Genomic DNA, 16,648 nt, shown 5'->3' on the forward strand with positions numbered 1-16,648 from the left:
ACCGTTCATGTCCGGCGTGTCGTGAACTCGTGAACGCCTCCGCACGCGTCGCGGTGAGGCGACGATGACGCCGATTTCGCCCCCGTCGTCGCGTACGGACCTCGACGCACTGTTGCTCCAGCCGGTCCGCCTGTTCATCGCCTGCCTGCTGGCCGACACCAGCTGGCGTTCGCAACTAGCCGTCCAGCAGGCTTTGGGGCTCCCCACGCCTGACCTGGACCTGCACATCGAGTTCTTGCGCGCGGCCGGCTACCTCCAGTGCCGTGCCGAACCCCGCGAACTCCGCCTGACCCCGCTGGGTCTGAACCGGCTGCAGGAGCATATCGGCGCGCTGAAGTCGGTCGCGGCAACAGCCGGCGCTCTGGTCGCCGAGATGAGAGCTGCGCTCCCCGCCGAGAGCCCGCCCTGACAGCAGGCCACCCAACCGCCGTCCTCAATCCGCAGCCACGTGCGCGTTCACGCCACCAACAGCCCTCAGCAAGGATCCGAAGATGCCCAAGCCGACCATCCGTCCGCCCGCGACTGTTGCCGTCAGCAGCAGCCTGCGCGACGCCCGCAAGCGCCGCGGAATCGGCCTGCGGAGGCTCGCCGAGAAGATCGGTGTTCATCCTGCAACGCTCTCGGCCTGGGAACTGGGCATCAAAGTCGCGCCGGCGACGGCCGTGGCGTGGATCCTCGGATACCTCCGGGTCGAGTCGGCAGAGTACGACCGGGTGATGGCGCTCGCCCCGTGCGCCGGTGACGCGAACCTGGTCGACCAGTCTGACCCGCAGCTAGGGCACCTGCTGTGGACGTACGAACAACTGTCAACCCGGGTCGTGGAGTGGGCACCGTTGTGCATTCCGGATCTTCTCCAGACGCGGGCGTATGCCGAACGAGGGCTCGACACGGCCGTGGTGCAGGACGACCGCAGGGACATGGACCTGCTGAGCCGCCAAGTCCGCCAGCAGGCCCTGAACGACGGGACCCGTCGCTACGTCTTCCTGATCGGTGACCAGACACTTCACGACTTGGACGACTTGCACGACGCTCAGATCGACCACCTTCGCGCGGCGTCGCAGCTCGAACACGTGACTGTCCGGATCGTGCCGTCAACAGAGACAGCGCTGAGGTCGATCGGCGCCTTCACGCTCTTCGAGGACCGCTCCGGCCCGATCGCCGTGGTGCTCAGGCACCACCACTGCAACACCTACGTGACCGACCGGACGATGCTGAGCCGCTACCACGGCACGGCAAAGGCCCTACTGCGGCGCGCGTCCGATGAGCCGGTGAGCCCGTCCGCGTTGAGGGCGCCCGCATTGATTCGAGCGACGCGGTGACGGCGGCAATCTACATCGACCCGCTTACGATCCTCCCGGTGATCGAAGGCGAGTGGCATCGAACCGACTTGACGAAGATCCCAGCACCCGGGCAGGTCATCACGATGCTCTGCGGAGCCTCCGGCGCCGCCATGTTCGAGCTATCCGACGAGCGCCGACGACGTCAGATTCCCCGACAGTGCGAAAGTTGCGACGCCATCTTTCGACGTGAGCAGGGGATCACACCCCGGCAAGATCGGATCGGTCGTCCTTGAGCCACCGCACACTGCGGGAGACGTTCGGCGCTGACGAAGGTCGCCTCTTCGATGCCGGGCGTGACAGGTGGCCTGTCCCGGGGTCAAATCAGGCGCCGCGTAGCCCGTATGTGACGGCTATGACGGGGTTTATCTGAACTCGTCACAGGCGTCACAAGTAACGTCTTCGCAGGTCAACCCTCCTTTGTAGCTGTCGCGGCGGGTGTGACGGTTAGACGGCGAGGAGAACGGTGCTGTGACAGCCAGATACGTGACACGGTTCCGTCGAGCGCTGTGCGGATTTCGAGATAGCGGACCGTTACCGCGTACTGGCTAGCGACTCGATCTTGCTTGGGTATCTCGCCCGTGACCGTCGCCGACGTTGGAAAGCTCGTACGGCGCGAGCGTCGCTCATAGCGGCTGGCGAGTCGTGGCGCACGCGTCAGGACGTACTCGTGGGCTCGCTCCTCGACGGGGACTTTGCACCTCGAAGATGTGGAAGCCTCGCGCTGACCGCTTGTGCGTGTCGGTCACCGTAATGCCATCATCGGTGAGACAATCCTGAAATGCCCGTTTGGTTACAGATTGTCTTGCCCGTCTTCACTGCCGTGTTAGGTTTCGGCCTCGGGCGGCTTAGCAAGGCTCTAGACCGGCGTCAGGAGCGCAAGGATGAACAGGCACTTCAGGCGAAGGCTGAGGAAGCACGGAAGCCGCGCTTCGTAGTTGAACACGTTCGTGGCGAGCTGTACCGACTTGTTAACGTAGGCGAGCGTGACGCATCCGGCGTCTACTTCGACGATAAAGATGAGTCCTTCACCCAGATCGGCGGCCGACCCGAGCGAATCCAGTTAGGGGTCAGGGCTGCTCACGAGTTCAACATCTGCGTAACTGATCAATTCCAGATGCCAAGCCGTGTTTTGATCATCTGCGATCAGTTTGATGAGCCTGAACCGGCTTCCATCCCGTTGTAGATGTATAAGCTAGGTAAGGCGCCGACCGTGGTGAATTATTGCCGGTAGGATCACTCGGCATGATCGATCGGGCAGGACGAACCGATGTCAGTGTGAACAAAAACAATTAGAAAAACATCTCCACTGGCGTTTCGTGCTATTCTCCGTTGATAACGAAGGAAAAGGAAGGTTGCAGTGGGGTTTGATACTTACCTTGAGATCGACGGCCGGATTGCTTTGATGTGGCGTAAGAGGGTTAGCGAGCTCCCGAGATTACTGTTTCAGCATGACCAATACTCGGTATCGACGGATCCAACAGATGATTCTGAAATTGCGATAAGTGTTGCTTATCAATCCTCGATTAAAAATGTTCTTGAAAACCTCGACGCTGCCGGACTGGGTTGGTGTGCCACTATCTCTGCTTACGCCGAGATTCGGATGGATCATTATGCGGAAGCAATATTCTTAGGCATGAGTGACGCCGGAGAAGAATCGACTGAAGATTTGGTGCGCCGCTTTGAGACTTTCCGCGCCGTATCACCCGAGGGGGACCTCGTTGCACTGGGAACACTGCTGGCGCGCCAATGGTGCGACGAGCAAACTGACGAAGTCATAATTTTCAAGGACATCACATATGATGGGGATCCGCCCAATGCCGCTAGCTTCTTCTTTGAGATCATTGACGCTGCGCGCCAGGACGGGGAAATCGACAGCTTCGCGGCAGCAAGGGCCGCAATTTCCATTGTCGTGTTATTCCGAGATGCTCCTTTGCTTGCGTGGCCGATATTGGTCTGCACTCTCCTGCGGCATCTGTCGACCGATGGGGAGGTTGTGTATGTCTTGACGGAGGATGCTGCGGAGGAGGGTGTCACCTCATTGGAGGAAGGTCATCAATATATTTCGAAGTACTGGGAGTCTGCTTCGTCCGCGCTCGCCACAACTGCGCAGACATTGGGGCGGCTGTTTAGTGTACTTGCTTCGTTCGACAATAAATTGAGCCAACCATTTTGGTTCGCGCGCGCCGCTGACCTGTATGGACGAATGGTAGCTCTTGTTGGTGATAGTGACAGCACAAAGAAGGCCCGCGGCGACATTCTTGAGCAGCTCATTGATGCTCTTGTGAGGACAGAGGAGCCTGAGTTGCGTGTCGTTGAAAAGAACTTCCGTACTCGTGAAGAAGAAATCGATCTTGTGCTAAGCAATGGGTTATCCGATCCATTCTGGATAACCCAAAATAGCCCCTTAATCATGGTGGAGTGTAAGAACTGGAAGAAAAAGCCAGGAGTTCAAGAGCTGCGAGTCATGGAGTCGAAGATTAAAGATCGAGGAGCGATATGCAAGATTGGGATCTTTGTCTCATTCTCAGGTTTCGCGAAAACCTTCCTCAATAGATTGAAGTCATTTCAAGGAAGTGGCGGGATGATCTTTGCGGTTGATGGAGATGATCTTTGGGAGATAATAAATGGGAAAACAAAGTTGACAGACTGGCTGCGAGGCAAAGGTCTCTTGCGCGCATTTGGGAAGTAGACGCGCCGGAGAGTGAGCCCGACAGGCCTGTTTGGTTGTCGACAATCTCATATTCTGGCCGATCCGCAACTGACGCGAGCGTCGACCAGCGATTAGCTTATGTGCGGAAGAAGTGATGGTGTCTTCGACGGAGCGATGCCCGTGAGACCCGCTACATGATTGCGCGGCCAAGCTGAAGGCCGACCTGCGCAACAGGCGGTCGGGGGTCTATCGATCTTGCACGGCTCGGTCGAGGCGCTCTATGAACTCGCGACAGGTTGCGGCCACTTTCGCCAAGCTCTCGGCTGATAGCACGATCTTGTTGTCGTTGACCGTGATACCTGCGTCCTTGAGTTTGGCCTTCACGCCTTCCTTGTTCTTCAGTTGACGCCTCGTTAGGCTTCCCAGGCCGTGAGCTACAGCGTTGCGAGCTTCAGCGAGTCGTTCGACCGCGTTCCAGTTCTCGTTGACTCCGAGCCACGCCTTGTAAGACTTCTTCTGCTCCAGCCACGTACTCGTGGCACGGATCACTGCCTCATCGGCAATTTTAGCAGCGACGTCACTTGCAGTCGCAACTGTGCGATCAATTTCGCGGGAAAGCATGTCGGCTGCGAAGGCCTCGGTAATTGACAGCATTCTGACCAATGTCGCTTGACACATATCTTGCACCGGGTCATCGTCCGGCAAGATTCCCAATCTTGAACGCGTTCGGGCTTGCAAAGCCGCCACGGCGACCTGGTGCACGCCAAGAGTTCGAAATAGGAGGGAAGATGCTGCCTCAGCGTGCACTGAAGGGACTCTTGGAGTTACTTTTTTATTCATTGCCTGGCCAGCGCGGTGAGCATAAGCCGGTCTAATTCGTCGTCGGCGACGGATTCCGCTGCGCTGCGATCGAGGCCGATTAGCCCCCAGAATGCCAGTCGCCGCCATTCTGGACTAACTCGGTCAATAGCCTCGGCGACCGCATCTGGATCTTCACGGCCGATTCGGCCTAGAGCGGCTGCAGCGGTCGCTGCAAGGCCATCGTGAGGTCCTTTCACGCAGTTGACCAGCCAAGTCTCATAGTCATGTGTTCGCCTAGCTCGTCGAATCGCGCCAGCAATGTCTGCAAGCCACATGCCCTGCCATGGACTAAGAATGTCGCTCGAAACGATCTCATCAAGCTTCTCGCGGATCGCGACTCGCGCATGGCTGCCAGTCTGCGCATACGCGTCGATATAGGTCGCAATGTGCGGCGTCAGAGCTGGCTCCAGGCGAAGAAGTTGCGAAAGTGCTTCGAGGGGGCCGTCGTCGGCTGCGGCACCGAGGGTTGGCAGGGCGCGGCCAACAAGCGACTGCGTAATAGCAGCATCCTGCCCCGCTTGCACGTCATCGGACTCGTCCTCGTCAAGCCATAACTCCCAGGCTCGCTGCGCCGCCAATATTCGCGCAGGATCAGAAGCCTCGGGAACTTCATCCGCATCGGTGCCGATTACTTCATCCTCATCGACGCTGCTGTCAAGCGGCAAGGCTCCAAGCTGCAACGGCTCCCCGGCACCATCGCCAGCATCGGAGTAGTTATCGCTAAAGAACCCCAAGCTATCAGCTGACGAAGCGGACTTTTCGTCGCCAAAAAGACGTCGCTCCGCGTCAGTGAATGAAGTCAAAGATTTCCGATACTTGGAAGCGCGGTAGGTGTATGTCTTGCGTTCATTCAAAACTAATCCAAGTGAACGCACTTCTGTCGCGCACGCCTCAAGTGCTGCTCGTGCGCGTCCGAGTGAATCACTTGTGATTCGAAAATCGTCTGAATATGTGAAGGCGGGGTGTCCTTGTCGAATTAGTCGCCTGCGAGCCGGATCTATGTAGGTGTCACCCAGCACATCGCTCGACGGGTGCACTTGCGGGAGGCCAACACGGCGTGCGAGGATTGCCTGCAGGAGGTCTATCAGCGCGTCGGCGGCGATCTCTTCGCCAGTTTGATTGATAAGTTCCGCGCGAAGCAACTCGTGATCGACGAACTCGTAGTATGAGGTCACGTCTGTCTTGCTGATGTACCGGGCCGTCGGGACCTCCAGTGGCGCTTGTCGGAAGTCTTCGGCGGGAATCCTGCTTCGCAACGACGCCGGCAGCGACTCGCTGATCAGCGTGACGAGCGCCCGGTATAGGACTCTGTCAGCGAGGCTCATGACGTGCAATGGTCGCACCCCGCGCCACCCCTTGTCGGCGAATACCACGCTAGCGGTATTTCCAGACGGACCGCGGCGCAGTTGAGGCCGTAGCCACGACTCGACGGCCGACGGGTCCGTCGCGAGTGCCGCATAGTCCCATCGTCGAGGCAGAAGGCGATTGCGTGAAGACAGCTCGCGGGTAACCGCGTCAGTCAAGTCCAAGCGACGGAAGAGCGTGGATTCTATCTGCACGTACAGACCCCCTGCTGCGACGTCATAGGTACAAGCTCTGTAAGCCACTGATCCTACAGGTGGAGCCGACGGGAGAGGTTGACGGCCAGCTGGCGGATCGAGCTTACGCGAGGCTGGCCCCGCTCTCTCCGAAGTAGCTTCAGGCGTGTAGTTAGCAAGTAAGACCGTTTGCGGCCTTGCCCACGCGACGGTAAATCTCATGCACTGAATCATCGTGGTCAACGAGCACGCAAGCGGCAAGGGTTGCTCTGTGCCGGCCGACCATAAACGCCATTGCTTCGCCGAGTTCGTATGGTTCAGGACAAGTGTTACTGAGCCAGGTGACGTAGCTCGGCGGTTTCTGGTCGAGAATCAGGAGTGTCGGGTAGCCCGCATCGTGGGCTCGCTTCAGTTGCTTGGTCAACTTCAGCGGGACGGCGCGTGAGAATCGGAAGCCCTCCATCATGAACGGGTCGTAAAACTGAAGGCGTACAGGTTCGACGTCAAAGTCGGGGCTGTCAGGTTGCCAGTAGATACCCACTTCGGGGTCGTACCACTCTTTGTCCGGGCGGACAAGTGCCATCACTGCTCGGTCGTACACGTTGCGCACATAGCCGTTGAGCATCCGGCGCCACTCGTTCCGAGACACTCCTGGCAACCGGACGTACGCACGGCAACTCACGCTGGCGTGGTGGCCTGTCCGTGTTGCGAGCTCGTTGAGCGGTGGTAGCAGGATCTCACGCAGCTGGTTCATTGCAGCAGGCAGCCTTGGGTCGAACTTTCGCGAGGCAAGGCACACGTCCGCCGCCCAGGCGGCGTCGTAGCCATCCTCGACGACTCGTATCACGGCGTCGACCGTCAAGTCGCGCGCTCGGCCTGCACGATCGGGCCTGTCTTCAATGGTGAGCGATCTCGAAGCGCTCGTCAGTGCGGCGCACACCAGCTCGAGACACTCGTCCTCCCGATCGTGGGCTGCATCCTTCGGCATGTGGAACATCATGCACTTCGAGAACAAGTGGATTACGGAGCCACTCCGTGCATGGGCGTCGCCACTTACCGGAACTTCACGCAGAGAAATCATCCTTCGCTCACCGCGTCCGGCCCGCAAGCTGGGGGGCGGCCTTCCAAGTTCGGGTCAATAGTGGCCTTGCTTAGGCGCGCCCCCGCCGGCCAGCCGGACCCGCAGTCAGGTAGACAACGGCAGGCGAGTAGATCGAGAGCAAGATCGTCTCGGACCGCGAAGCGCAGGCGGCCACGCCTCGCCAGTGTGCCCGGCAGGCTTTGTGGTGCACGCGTCAAGACGCGTTCGTCGGCTTCCTGGGCGGGGCTCGTGCGAGGATAGGACGATGTCGATCAGGGACGACGAGACGTGGCATCGGTTGCTTGCCTGGACGAGAGGACAGGCGCCCTCTGAGCGCCTGGCTGCTCAGGTTTTGCTCGCCGAAGGCTTCACCGACCTCGATCCAAGTCATCCGCTCGGCGGACCGGACGGTGGCAGAGATGCCATAGCGCGACGCGATGGTCGTACGTGGGTCATGGCCGTGTACTTCCCGCGCAATCAGCAGCGGTTCGCCGATATCAAGAAGAAGTTCGTCGCGGACTTCCGTGGTGTGCGCGCCAACGGTGCTGACGGCATGGTGTTTGTTACCAACCAAGAGATTACGCTAGGACAGCGAACCCAGCTCCGCGAGAGTGTCGACGGAGAGACGATTCTCTATCACTTGGAACGTATCGCCGCTGTGCTTGACCAGCCGCACATGGAGCCCGTGAGAAGCCGGATCCTCTTGATCGATGGAGAAACTCCGACGGAAGACCCGTATGTGTCAGTGCGAAGGCTTTTCCCGGATGCGCCGGACATTCCTGATATCAGCGGCCGCGAACGAGAACTCGCCGAACTTTCGAACTTTCTTCGCGATGGATTGCATCCGTCTACAGTAGGTGCCATTACCGGCATGGCGGGTGCGGGCAAGACCGCACTCGCCAGGCGTGCGGCGGCTGAAGCTGCGAAAAACGGCTGGTTCCCGGGCGGAGTGCTCCAGGTCGACTTCGGGGAGGTCCAGACGCCGGCACGCCATGTGCTAGCTAGCGTGCTTTACGCCCTCGACGAGTCCGCGGTCAGGGATGACAAACGCACGCTCGATATGAGTTATCACGATGCGCTTCACGCGTTAGCGCGCAGCGGCTCTCGTGTCCTGCTGATTTTGGATAACGTCACCGCTCCGGGCGAAGTACTGCCGCTGATCCCACGAGACTCTGCACACCGGGTGCTGACGACGTCGCGGAACATCTTCGCCCCAAGGCTGGACGCCGCCGTCGACATCCGGATTGGGGCCCTGTCGCGCAGGCATTCGGTTGAGTTGATCCGTAGCAAGAGTAGAGTGAACTCCATCGACGTGTTAGACGAGTTGGCGGCTCTCTGTGGAGATCTTCCGCTCGCGTTGGCGATCGTCGCCGCAATCATCAGAGCTGAGCCTGACGCGCCGCAAAGTGAGCTTGTGGCGGAGCTGGCCGACGAAACCAGTAGGCTGAGTGGGTTGCACTTCGCGGACTTGGAGGTTAAGGCTGCGCTGCAACTGTCATACAGTCGTCTCGACGATGAATCCGCGAGGTGTTTCAGGCTTCTTTCTCTGAATCCTGGCAAGGAATTCGGTGTCGGAGTGATGGCGAGCATGCTGGATGAAAAGGATGCACGGACTCGACAGCTCATCCGATCTCTGGTGCACGCCAGCCTGCTCGAACCTGGTTCGACTACTGGTCGATGGAAAATGCATGACCTTGTTCGTCTTTACAGTGCGGAGTGTCTCAGTGCTGAGGTGAATGTGCGCGAGGTGTTGACGATTCGCGCCAGGCTGGTCGATTACTACTTTGACCTAGCCGTGGGGGCATCCAGGTGGCTCGACGACACGCCCGGCATGGTAGATAGTCCTACTGCGGCTAGCTTTCGTGATCACGCTGAAGCGCTGAACTGGTTTCAATCCGAGATCGACAACCTGGTTCCATGTGTATACCAGGCGCTCGAAATCGGCCATTATGCCGAAGCTTGGGATCTCGGCATGGCTGCGGGAAAGTATCTATTCCTTCGAGGCGCCTATCGGGCCGCCTTGCCGGTATTCGATGAGGCGCTGACTGCGGCGCGGAAACGAGGCGATGCAGAAAATGAAGCAGGCGCTCTTAATAGTGTGGGTCTGACTCAGACTGCGCTCGGCGACTACGATGGTGCGATCAAGGCATTCAAGGCCGGTCTTCGCTGCTGTCGTGAGGCGGGGGACCAGCGCACGGAGGCGCAGTTGTTAGTCGGATTCGCCAGCGCGCTGCGCGACCGGGGCGACCCGGATGCCAGCCTCGGCCCGTTGCGACGTGCAGTAAAGCTTGGTGCGCGAGTGAAGGACGCGCGCGGCTATGGATTCCACTTGACGAATCTGGGGATCAGCCTTCGGGAGGCTGGTGAGCTGGATGAGGCAGCACGAGTTCTGCGACGAGCGCTTACGGTCCATCGCGCGACGGGCTCACGGCGTGCCGAGGCATCTACAATGGCTCAGCTCGGAACGGCCCTTTATCAAGCCAACGGAGCTCCGGAGGCGGAAGAGTTGCTACTCGGCGCCATCGATATTGCGGCCGAGGTCGGCGACCTCAGTAACCGCGCGAGCATGATGATTAACTTGGGGAACATTTACATCAAGCAGGATAAGTCTGCCGCTGCTATACGGTGCTACGAAGAGGCACTTGCTGTCTTTCAAGAACACGGAAACCGCTTGCTGGAGGTGACTGCGCTTACCAACCTTGCCAAGGCCTATGCGAGGTTGGGTCGGAGCGACCTTGTTGCTCGGGCCGATCGACGGCGACGCGAGCTTACCGGCCGACAATAGGCGGATACTGCTGAAGGCAGTCGCTATTGGTCCGGCCAGTAACGCCAAGCTCACTCGCTGACGGGTGCCGTGGCCCATCTTCGACAGCAAATGTCTTTCAGGTGTTACGACAGCATCAGGCGAGTAGATGGTCGGCAAGATCGTCTTCGTACACTCAATTACCCCATGAGACGCTGGTGGCTTCGGGTCCAACTCGTCGAACTTGCTGGTCAAGCTGGGAGTTGCAGGCGTGTAGATAGTGAGCAAGATCGTCCTCGGACACAGAAATACGGGATATCTCCCGCACCACAGTGCAAGGGGCCCACTACGGTGGGTCCTTTCGTCGTATCCATCCCTGCATGGTCGGCTAAGCTGATCTTGACCGTGCCCTCCCCGCACGACTGCTGCCGGGGAGGTGTGTCATGACCGGTCTCATCCAGCCGCTTGTGCTCCCGTCCCGCCCCCGAGCCGCGGAGCCGAACCCGGCACCGGCCGGAGCGTTCGTCCCCCTGCCGATGCCCGGACTGCCAGACCTTGCCGCTCACGGGCAGCGGCGGTTCTCCACCGCGCTGGTGGACTCTTCCGGCCGGATCCAGGATCGCGGCATCGTCGGCGCGCTGAGCTGGAAGCCGGGGGACCGGCTGCTGATCACCCAGATCCGCTCCTCAGCCGTGATCTACCGCCGCGACGACGGGATCTTCCGGATGACCACCAAGCCCTACGTCGTGCTGCCCGCTCCGGTCCGGCACGGCTGCGGCGTACATGCCGGCAGCCGCGTCCTGCTCGTGGCCGACCTGGACCAGGACGTCCTCGTCGTGCACCCCGAGCACGTGGTGCACGCGATGCTGCGCGACTTCCACACCACCCTCGCCGCTGAGGAGGACAACCGATGACCAGCACGAGCGCCGCAAATCCGGCCGACATCGAAGCCGCCCGCATGCTGCTGTCTCGCCTCGGCGTCAATCCCGCCGACCTTCTCGACGCCACACCGGCCGACAACGGCACCGCCGATAAGCAGGTCCCGACGATCAGCGAATGGATCCTTGTCGTCGCAGATCTGGTTTCGCCCAGCACCGCCGCCTCCTACGGCTCCTACTGGAAGAAGGCCGAAGCCGCCTGGCCTGGCCGGCGCATGGACACCATCACTGCCAGCGAGATCAAGGCCCAGGCCGAAACCGTGCGGCGCACCGCCCGGGTGCGCCGCAACTCCCGCGGCGGCCGCAACGCCGCGGAGAACTTCGTGGCCGCGATCCGCTGCCTCTACAAGCACCTGGTCAACGACAAACGCATGGACGAACGTGACAACCCTGCCGCGCGCGTCACCAAGCCGCGCCGCAACCCCTCCACCCGGCGGGGGCTTGCCAGTGCTCGTCTGGCCGAGCTGTCCGACGTCGTGGCCAGCACCGGCAACGACCCGGAACTCGACGCCCTGATCTGCCGCCTGCACGTCGAAACGGCCTGCCGCCGCGCTGGTGCCCTGGCCTTGCGGCCCCGCGACCTCGACGAGAAGCAATGCCTGATCCTGCTGCGCGAAAAGGGTGAGACCGAACGCTGGCAGCCCGTCTCACCCACCTTGATGCGGCACCTTCTCGCGCACGCCACCGAACGCGGAGACGGCGACCGAACCGGGCAACTGCTGCGCTACGCCGACGGCAGACCCATCACCGACCGCCGCTACGACTACCTCTTCAACCGTGTCCAAGACGCACTCGACTGGGCCAAGGCCATGGGCGTGACCGCGCACTGGCTTCGCCACACCACCCTCAAGTGGGTTGAACGCCGCTTCGGCATGGGCATCGCTCGCGCCTACGCCGGCCACGCCGACAGCGGCAGCGACCTGACCACCACCACCTACACCAAAGCCGACATCACCGAAGTCGCCGCAGCGCTCTCTGCCCTCACCGGCGAACCACATCCGCTCGCACACGACACCGCATAACCGCTGCTGCGGGTGTTCACGCGGAGCCGCGTGAACACCCGCAACGTGGTCGAAGTCGGCCGGCGGTCAGGGAAGCGGGGCCGACTTCGCCTGGAGACTGGCGTGGTAGGCGATCACCATGTCGTAGAGCCGCCGCTGCGGATAGATGACCAACACTTCGTGCTCAATCAGCGCTGCGAGAAGGACTTGGTCTCCAGCAGTGACACGGCACCGAGCGCGGATCCGCGCCGGCAGAACGAGATTCAGCTTCGCCGGCACCCGGCGTTGGGCATCTGGAGCTGCACAAACCACGATCAGGCCCGAACGGACGTCAAAGCTTATGGGCGTACCTCCCCGCCACCCCAGGAGTGCGACTGTCGGCTTCGACGCGATCGCTCCAGAGGCATCGACTCGCACCAGCGCAAAGCCAGCGGACACGGAGTCAACAAGCGGCTCAAGCGCAGGGACACGCAACGGCGCCACCTGGGGATCCTGCCGCAGCAGCGGGGGCATCTCCAGGGCCTCGACTATCCGATCCGTAAACCGGACCTTGTCCGGCGTCGGAATGCAGCCGCTCGGCGGCGTCCGGGTCAAACCGTCGCGCTGGGCTATAGGGTCGGGCTCGTTCGGCAGTATGGACACAACGCCTCCACCTGTACTAACAGGGGAGGGCGTCGACCATCCAAGCGGACGACTAACAACAGAGTGCCGCGCAACGGGCCTGGCCGCCAACTCCACGGCGGACTCTGAGCTCCACGCGACAAGTCGAGTTGCCAACTGTGCTGTCAAGCGGTCCAGCCGCAGCTTTCACCGGATGCACGCCACGACGGCTGGTCCGGCGCGACAGCTCGTCAGGACAGGGCACGCGGAGTTCGAGGCGGACACGCCCGGGGCATCTGACGGCGCCGCAGCCTGACCGGAAGTATTCAGACACCACTGGAATCTTAACCCGCTGATTAAGAGAACGCGTTTTGGGGTGTCGGGCGGTGCCGAGTGATGTCGGACAAGACCTTTTCGGCTGGTCAACGGCCATCACTTGTGTCGGACTATACCGCGTTCTGTCGACGTGTACGAGACCTCTCGGGCACTTCTCGGGCACGTCCGTGCCGGATTCTGCCGGGCTGTTCGTGCAGGTCGTTCGTGGTTCGTCGTGTGGACGGTGGGGCCGGCCCGTGTCGGCGAACGACCGGTCAACGACTACCTCGAGTTCAAGGAGCAGCTATTCCAGGCTGCGGTCAACGACGCGCTGGAGCTATTCGGGGACGCGCTCCCGCGACAGCGACGCGGACGACTGCGCGCAGGAGGTGCTGCTCGGCGCGCTGCCTGATTACCATTACGGTGCCGCCCAGTTCATGAGCTTCGTCTACGGAGTCGCCTCACACAAGGTCATCGACGCGCACCGCCGCCGGGAAAGCGACACGAGCCACCCGGTTTCGCAGTTCGCCCTGCTGATCTCTGACCGGCCGGGCCCGCTGCGCCAAGTCGAACGCCTCGAACTGTGTCGGCGGATCGGCTTCCTGCTCACCCTACTGGGGCCGGAACAGCGCGATGTCGTGGTGCTGCGGGTCATGGTCGGCCTGTCCGCCCGGAAGACGGCTGCCACGCTCGGCGTCGCCAGTTCGGGTGCGGTACGCGTGAGCCGGCACCGCCCTCACCACGTTGCGCCGGCATCTTGCCGCACCGATCCGGTGACGCGTTCACCCGGCAACGGTGTCGCTTTCCGGACACCTTCGGCAAAGGCCGCTCTCCCATCGAGATCGTGGCCGGGCGGCTGAAATCGCCCGGGCCGGCCTCCGCTCAGTGGCCGGTCCCATCCGGCAGGGCCGAGTAGACCGCCAGCACCTGGTCCGCTTCGGTGAGGGTGATCATTCGCAGAGGCTCGCCGGCTGCGAGCACCCTCAACCTTGTGCGATCCCCGGCGGCGCGCCGGGCATCGAGCAGGACGTGCAGGCCGGTTACGGAAAGGAAGCCCACCCCCGTCAAGTCGATGACGACGTCGGCCGGCTGCCGGGCGACGGCGGCTGTGATCACGTGGGCCAGTTGTGGCCTTGTGCGCAGGTCGACGGTGCCCTCGGCGATCACCACCGGCACTACGCCGAACCGGCGCACCGAAAGCACCAGATCTTCCTGGGGGCCGTCCGGTCCGCCGGGATCGAATCGTGACGTGTCACGCGGACATTTGCGCCCGGGCACGCGGGGTGGCGCACCCCGATACGAGGGTCAAATGCGGCTTGCGGAGGTGAGCGTCGCCCACACCACCTTTCCGCACGACCAGCGCCGGCTGCTTCCCCACGCCGTCGCGGTTTGGGTGACGATCTGCAGGCCGATGCCCGGGTCGCGCAGACCGGATCGCTCTAGAAGGATCGCCGGACTGGCGTGCTCGTCCGCGACAGCGATGGTGAACATGCCCCGGCGCAGATCGAGGCGCACGTCAGGTGCGGACCTGGTGTGCTGGAGCGTGTTGTCGACGAGCTCGCCCACGACCAGGAGCCCGTCGTAGGCCAGCTCGGGCACGCCCCAATCCGTGATGCGGTCCCGGAGGAACGTGCGAGCGAGCTCCGGCGCGTCCTCGGTGCGGGGGAACTTCCGCTGGGCCCATCGGCGGCTGGGGATCTCCTGGCTGTTTTCGGCGGTCTCGACGTCGTCACAGACCGCGACAAGGCGGTCGGTGCCGTGGCCGTGGAAGGCGTGCAGATGCACCCGTTGACGGGTGACCAGGGTGAACGGGATGCCGGGCCAGTGCCCGACCCGGCGGGCGACCAGGGGGAAGACGGTGGCGGGGGACAGTGCGTCGATGACCAGCCCGTCGACGTCGGCGATCAGCCCCGGCGGGCCGTCGGCGGCCACCTTCAGCAGGCCGTCGCGCAGAAACCGGTAACCGGAGAGATCGAGCTCCCCGGTGACGGTGACCAGGGTGCTGGCGAGCCGCGGAGCAGGCTCCAGGGTGATGCCGCCGGCGATCACGGCACCGGTTCGGCGGCGCGCCCCCACCGCGTCCGATTACCTGTCACGCTGGCGCCGCCGTACCGGCCCGGACGCTCGGGGATCGGGCACTTCGGCGATCGGATGTCCCCGCCGATTCGGCAGCAGGACGGCCCAGACGACCTTGCCGCTGCCCCAAGACGGGCTGCATCCCCAGCGGTGTGCGGTCTGGGCGACCAGCCGGAGTCCGAGACCGTTCTCTATGGGGCGCTCGCGCAGGACGGCCTGCCGCGGGTCGCCGTCGGCGACCGAGATCGTGAAAGTGTCCGGGCGCAGCTCCAGCCGCAGCCGGGGGTGCGATGTCGTGTGCACGATCGCGTTCTCCACCAGCTCGGTCGCGACCATAAGGGCATCGTCGACGTGCTCGCGCACGTTCCACTGCGCGCAGGTCCGGCCGACGAACGCCCGGGCGGTCGCGGAGGCGTGCGGCGACGCGGCCAGCAGCTGCACCGCCCGCAGGCGGGACGGGCGCTCGCGTGCCTGTTCGGCCGCGAGGACGTCGGCGTGGACCGGCAGATTCGCTCCGCGCGTCGCCAGCTGGGCCACGTGATCCGCGCGGTCGGTGACCACCGCGAACGGAAGCCCGGGCCAGTCGCCGATCCGCAGCGCGATGACGGTGAACACACTCATGAGGCTGTCGTCGTCGACGTCGAGACCATGGATGTCGGCGATGACGCTCTCCGGCGCGTCCGTGGCCAGCTTGAGCACACCGTCGCGCAGCTCCCGATAGCCGGCCTCGGTCAAGGTCCCGGTCAAAGTCGCCACGGTCGACTCCGCCCGGTAATGCGGCACCAGGTGCAACCCGGTTTCACCGGTCATTTACGCGCCTCGCTCCCGCGACGCCGCCCGCGGTCATCGGCCCGGGACCGACGCTCTCCCGACGCGCCGTCGGCGGCTTCCAGACTGCGCGCGGCGAGCAGCGAAGCGCAATCTTCGGCGTCGCTTGCGGCTGAGGCGACCAGCCGGGCCCTGCGATACCGCTGTCCGGGCGTGAGCGCCATGGCGCCGGTCTCTTCGGGTGGTATCGCGACGCGCCTCATCGGTTTGGCAACGGACACTGGGGCGCCGGTACCCCTGGATTCGCGGTGGTCATCAGTCGCCACCACGAACGGGTGCGTTCACCGGATCTTCTCGGGGATCTCTTCGAGCGTCCGCAGCAAGCGGATCGCCAGCGTGCGGGCTTCTTCGGCGGACAGCGGCGAATTCTCCTTCACCGTGTTCTCGACGAGGTTCACTCGCTGCTCGTAACGGGTCACGAAGTCCACGTCTGACCTTCTTCTCTCTCAATGACATCCGGTGGTGGGGATGTCCGGCTCCATCGGATCGGGGAAAGCACTTCGTCCCGAAGGACCGATGTCACGGCCGGGCGCGGCCGGACGGGTCGTACGCCCGCTTGCCGGGCGCGGCGGACCGGCGATGCGGGGAGCGTTCGGCCTCGTCTCCGGAAGCGGGGGCCGGGGTGTACACGGGCTGGCGGAACAAGCTCCCGTAGCGGCTGTCCTGGGGTGTGGTGA

The 16,648-nt window shown here is 62.6% G+C and carries 16 protein-coding genes; 8 read left to right on the forward strand and 8 right to left on the reverse strand.

From position 1 onward, the window contains the following. Positions 1–64 precede the first annotated feature (64 nt). The 4 genes from ACLJPY_RS41740 to ACLJPY_RS41755 all read left to right on the forward strand — a co-directional run bounded on the left by ACLJPY_RS41740 (position 65) and on the right by ACLJPY_RS41755 (position 4,029). Entirely contained in the window at positions 65–409 is a 345-nt protein-coding gene (locus tag ACLJPY_RS41740) for a MarR family transcriptional regulator (protein ID WP_410596498.1), read from the forward strand. An 82-nt stretch (positions 410–491) separates the two neighbouring features. Continuing rightward, the gene (locus tag ACLJPY_RS41745; protein WP_410596499.1) at positions 492–1,319 is read left to right on the forward strand and encodes a Scr1 family TA system antitoxin-like transcriptional regulator; all 828 of its coding nucleotides are present in this window, start codon (positions 492–494) and stop codon (positions 1,317–1,319) included. Positions 1,320–2,118: 799 nt separating this feature from the next. Further along, the gene (locus ACLJPY_RS41750) at positions 2,119–2,523 is read left to right on the forward strand and encodes a hypothetical protein (RefSeq protein ID WP_410596500.1); all 405 of its coding nucleotides are present in this window, start codon (positions 2,119–2,121) and stop codon (positions 2,521–2,523) included. Positions 2,524–2,697: 174 nt separating this feature from the next. Further along, positions 2,698–4,029, forward strand: coding sequence for a restriction endonuclease (locus ACLJPY_RS41755; protein ID WP_410596501.1), 1,332 nt, complete (start codon positions 2,698–2,700; stop codon positions 4,027–4,029). A gap of 207 nt (positions 4,030–4,236) precedes the next feature. On the opposite strand, the gene ACLJPY_RS41760 is transcribed toward ACLJPY_RS41755, so the two are convergent. The 3 genes from ACLJPY_RS41760 to ACLJPY_RS41770 all read right to left on the reverse strand — a co-directional run bounded on the left by ACLJPY_RS41760 (position 4,237) and on the right by ACLJPY_RS41770 (position 7,377). Beyond that, entirely contained in the window at positions 4,237–4,644 is a 408-nt protein-coding gene (locus ACLJPY_RS41760; RefSeq protein ID WP_410596502.1) for a hypothetical protein, read from the reverse strand. A 182-nt stretch (positions 4,645–4,826) separates the two neighbouring features. Continuing rightward, positions 4,827–6,623 (reverse strand): RNA-directed DNA polymerase, encoded by a 1,797-nt coding sequence (locus tag ACLJPY_RS41765; protein WP_410596545.1) that lies wholly within the window; start codon positions 6,621–6,623, stop codon positions 4,827–4,829. After that, positions 6,562–7,377 carry a hypothetical protein gene (locus tag ACLJPY_RS41770; protein ID WP_410596503.1) on the reverse strand — a complete coding sequence of 272 codons (816 nt, stop codon included), beginning with the start codon at positions 7,375–7,377 and terminating at the stop codon, positions 6,562–6,564. Before ACLJPY_RS41770 ends, ACLJPY_RS41765 begins: the two co-directional genes overlap by 62 nt. 358 nt (positions 7,378–7,735) lie before the next feature. Between ACLJPY_RS41770 and ACLJPY_RS41775 the strand changes: the two genes are divergently transcribed. From ACLJPY_RS41775 to ACLJPY_RS41785, 3 genes are all read left to right on the forward strand, one after another. Beyond that, a complete protein-coding gene (locus ACLJPY_RS41775) occupies positions 7,736–10,255 on the forward strand; it encodes a tetratricopeptide repeat protein (protein ID WP_410596504.1) in 2,520 nt (839 codons plus the stop codon). Between the two features lie 401 nt (positions 10,256–10,656). Continuing rightward, positions 10,657–11,127: a hypothetical protein gene (locus tag ACLJPY_RS41780; RefSeq protein WP_410596505.1), complete on the forward strand. Its 471-nt coding sequence runs from the start codon at positions 10,657–10,659 to the stop codon at positions 11,125–11,127. Then, positions 11,124–12,173, forward strand: a complete 1,050-nt coding sequence (locus tag ACLJPY_RS41785) for a tyrosine-type recombinase/integrase (protein WP_410596506.1) — start codon at positions 11,124–11,126, stop codon at positions 12,171–12,173. Before ACLJPY_RS41780 ends, ACLJPY_RS41785 begins: the two co-directional genes overlap by 4 nt. A 66-nt stretch (positions 12,174–12,239) precedes the next feature. On the opposite strand, the gene ACLJPY_RS41790 is transcribed toward ACLJPY_RS41785, so the two are convergent. Then, complete coding sequence (locus ACLJPY_RS41790) at positions 12,240–12,794, reverse strand: hypothetical protein (protein ID WP_410596507.1); 555 nt, start codon at positions 12,792–12,794, stop codon at positions 12,240–12,242. Positions 12,795–13,324: 530 nt separating this feature from the next. On the opposite strand from ACLJPY_RS41790, the gene ACLJPY_RS41795 reads away from it, so the two are divergent. Beyond that, complete coding sequence (locus ACLJPY_RS41795) at positions 13,325–13,927, forward strand: sigma factor (RefSeq protein ID WP_410596508.1); 603 nt, start codon at positions 13,325–13,327, stop codon at positions 13,925–13,927. 22 nt (positions 13,928–13,949) lie between these two features. Here ACLJPY_RS41795 and ACLJPY_RS41800 read toward each other — a convergent pair whose 3' ends face one another. From ACLJPY_RS41800 to ACLJPY_RS41815, 4 genes are all read right to left on the reverse strand, one after another. Beyond that, positions 13,950–14,270 carry an STAS domain-containing protein gene (locus ACLJPY_RS41800; protein WP_410596509.1) on the reverse strand — a complete coding sequence of 107 codons (321 nt, stop codon included), beginning with the start codon at positions 14,268–14,270 and terminating at the stop codon, positions 13,950–13,952. A 102-nt stretch (positions 14,271–14,372) separates the two neighbouring features. Next, positions 14,373–15,143, reverse strand: coding sequence for an ATP-binding protein (locus ACLJPY_RS41805; RefSeq protein WP_410596510.1), 771 nt, complete (start codon positions 15,141–15,143; stop codon positions 14,373–14,375). 9 nt (positions 15,144–15,152) lie between these two features. Further along, complete coding sequence (locus tag ACLJPY_RS41810) at positions 15,153–15,953, reverse strand: ATP-binding protein (protein ID WP_410596511.1); 801 nt, start codon at positions 15,951–15,953, stop codon at positions 15,153–15,155. A 299-nt stretch (positions 15,954–16,252) separates the two neighbouring features. Then, positions 16,253–16,399, reverse strand: coding sequence for a DUF6307 family protein (locus ACLJPY_RS41815; RefSeq protein WP_176172605.1), 147 nt, complete (start codon positions 16,397–16,399; stop codon positions 16,253–16,255). Between the last annotated feature and the right edge of the window lie 249 nt (positions 16,400–16,648).

It is taken from the genome of Amycolatopsis sp. lyj-23 (assembly GCF_046549135.1).
In the GTDB taxonomy this organism is placed as follows: domain Bacteria; phylum Actinomycetota; class Actinomycetes; order Mycobacteriales; family Pseudonocardiaceae; genus Amycolatopsis.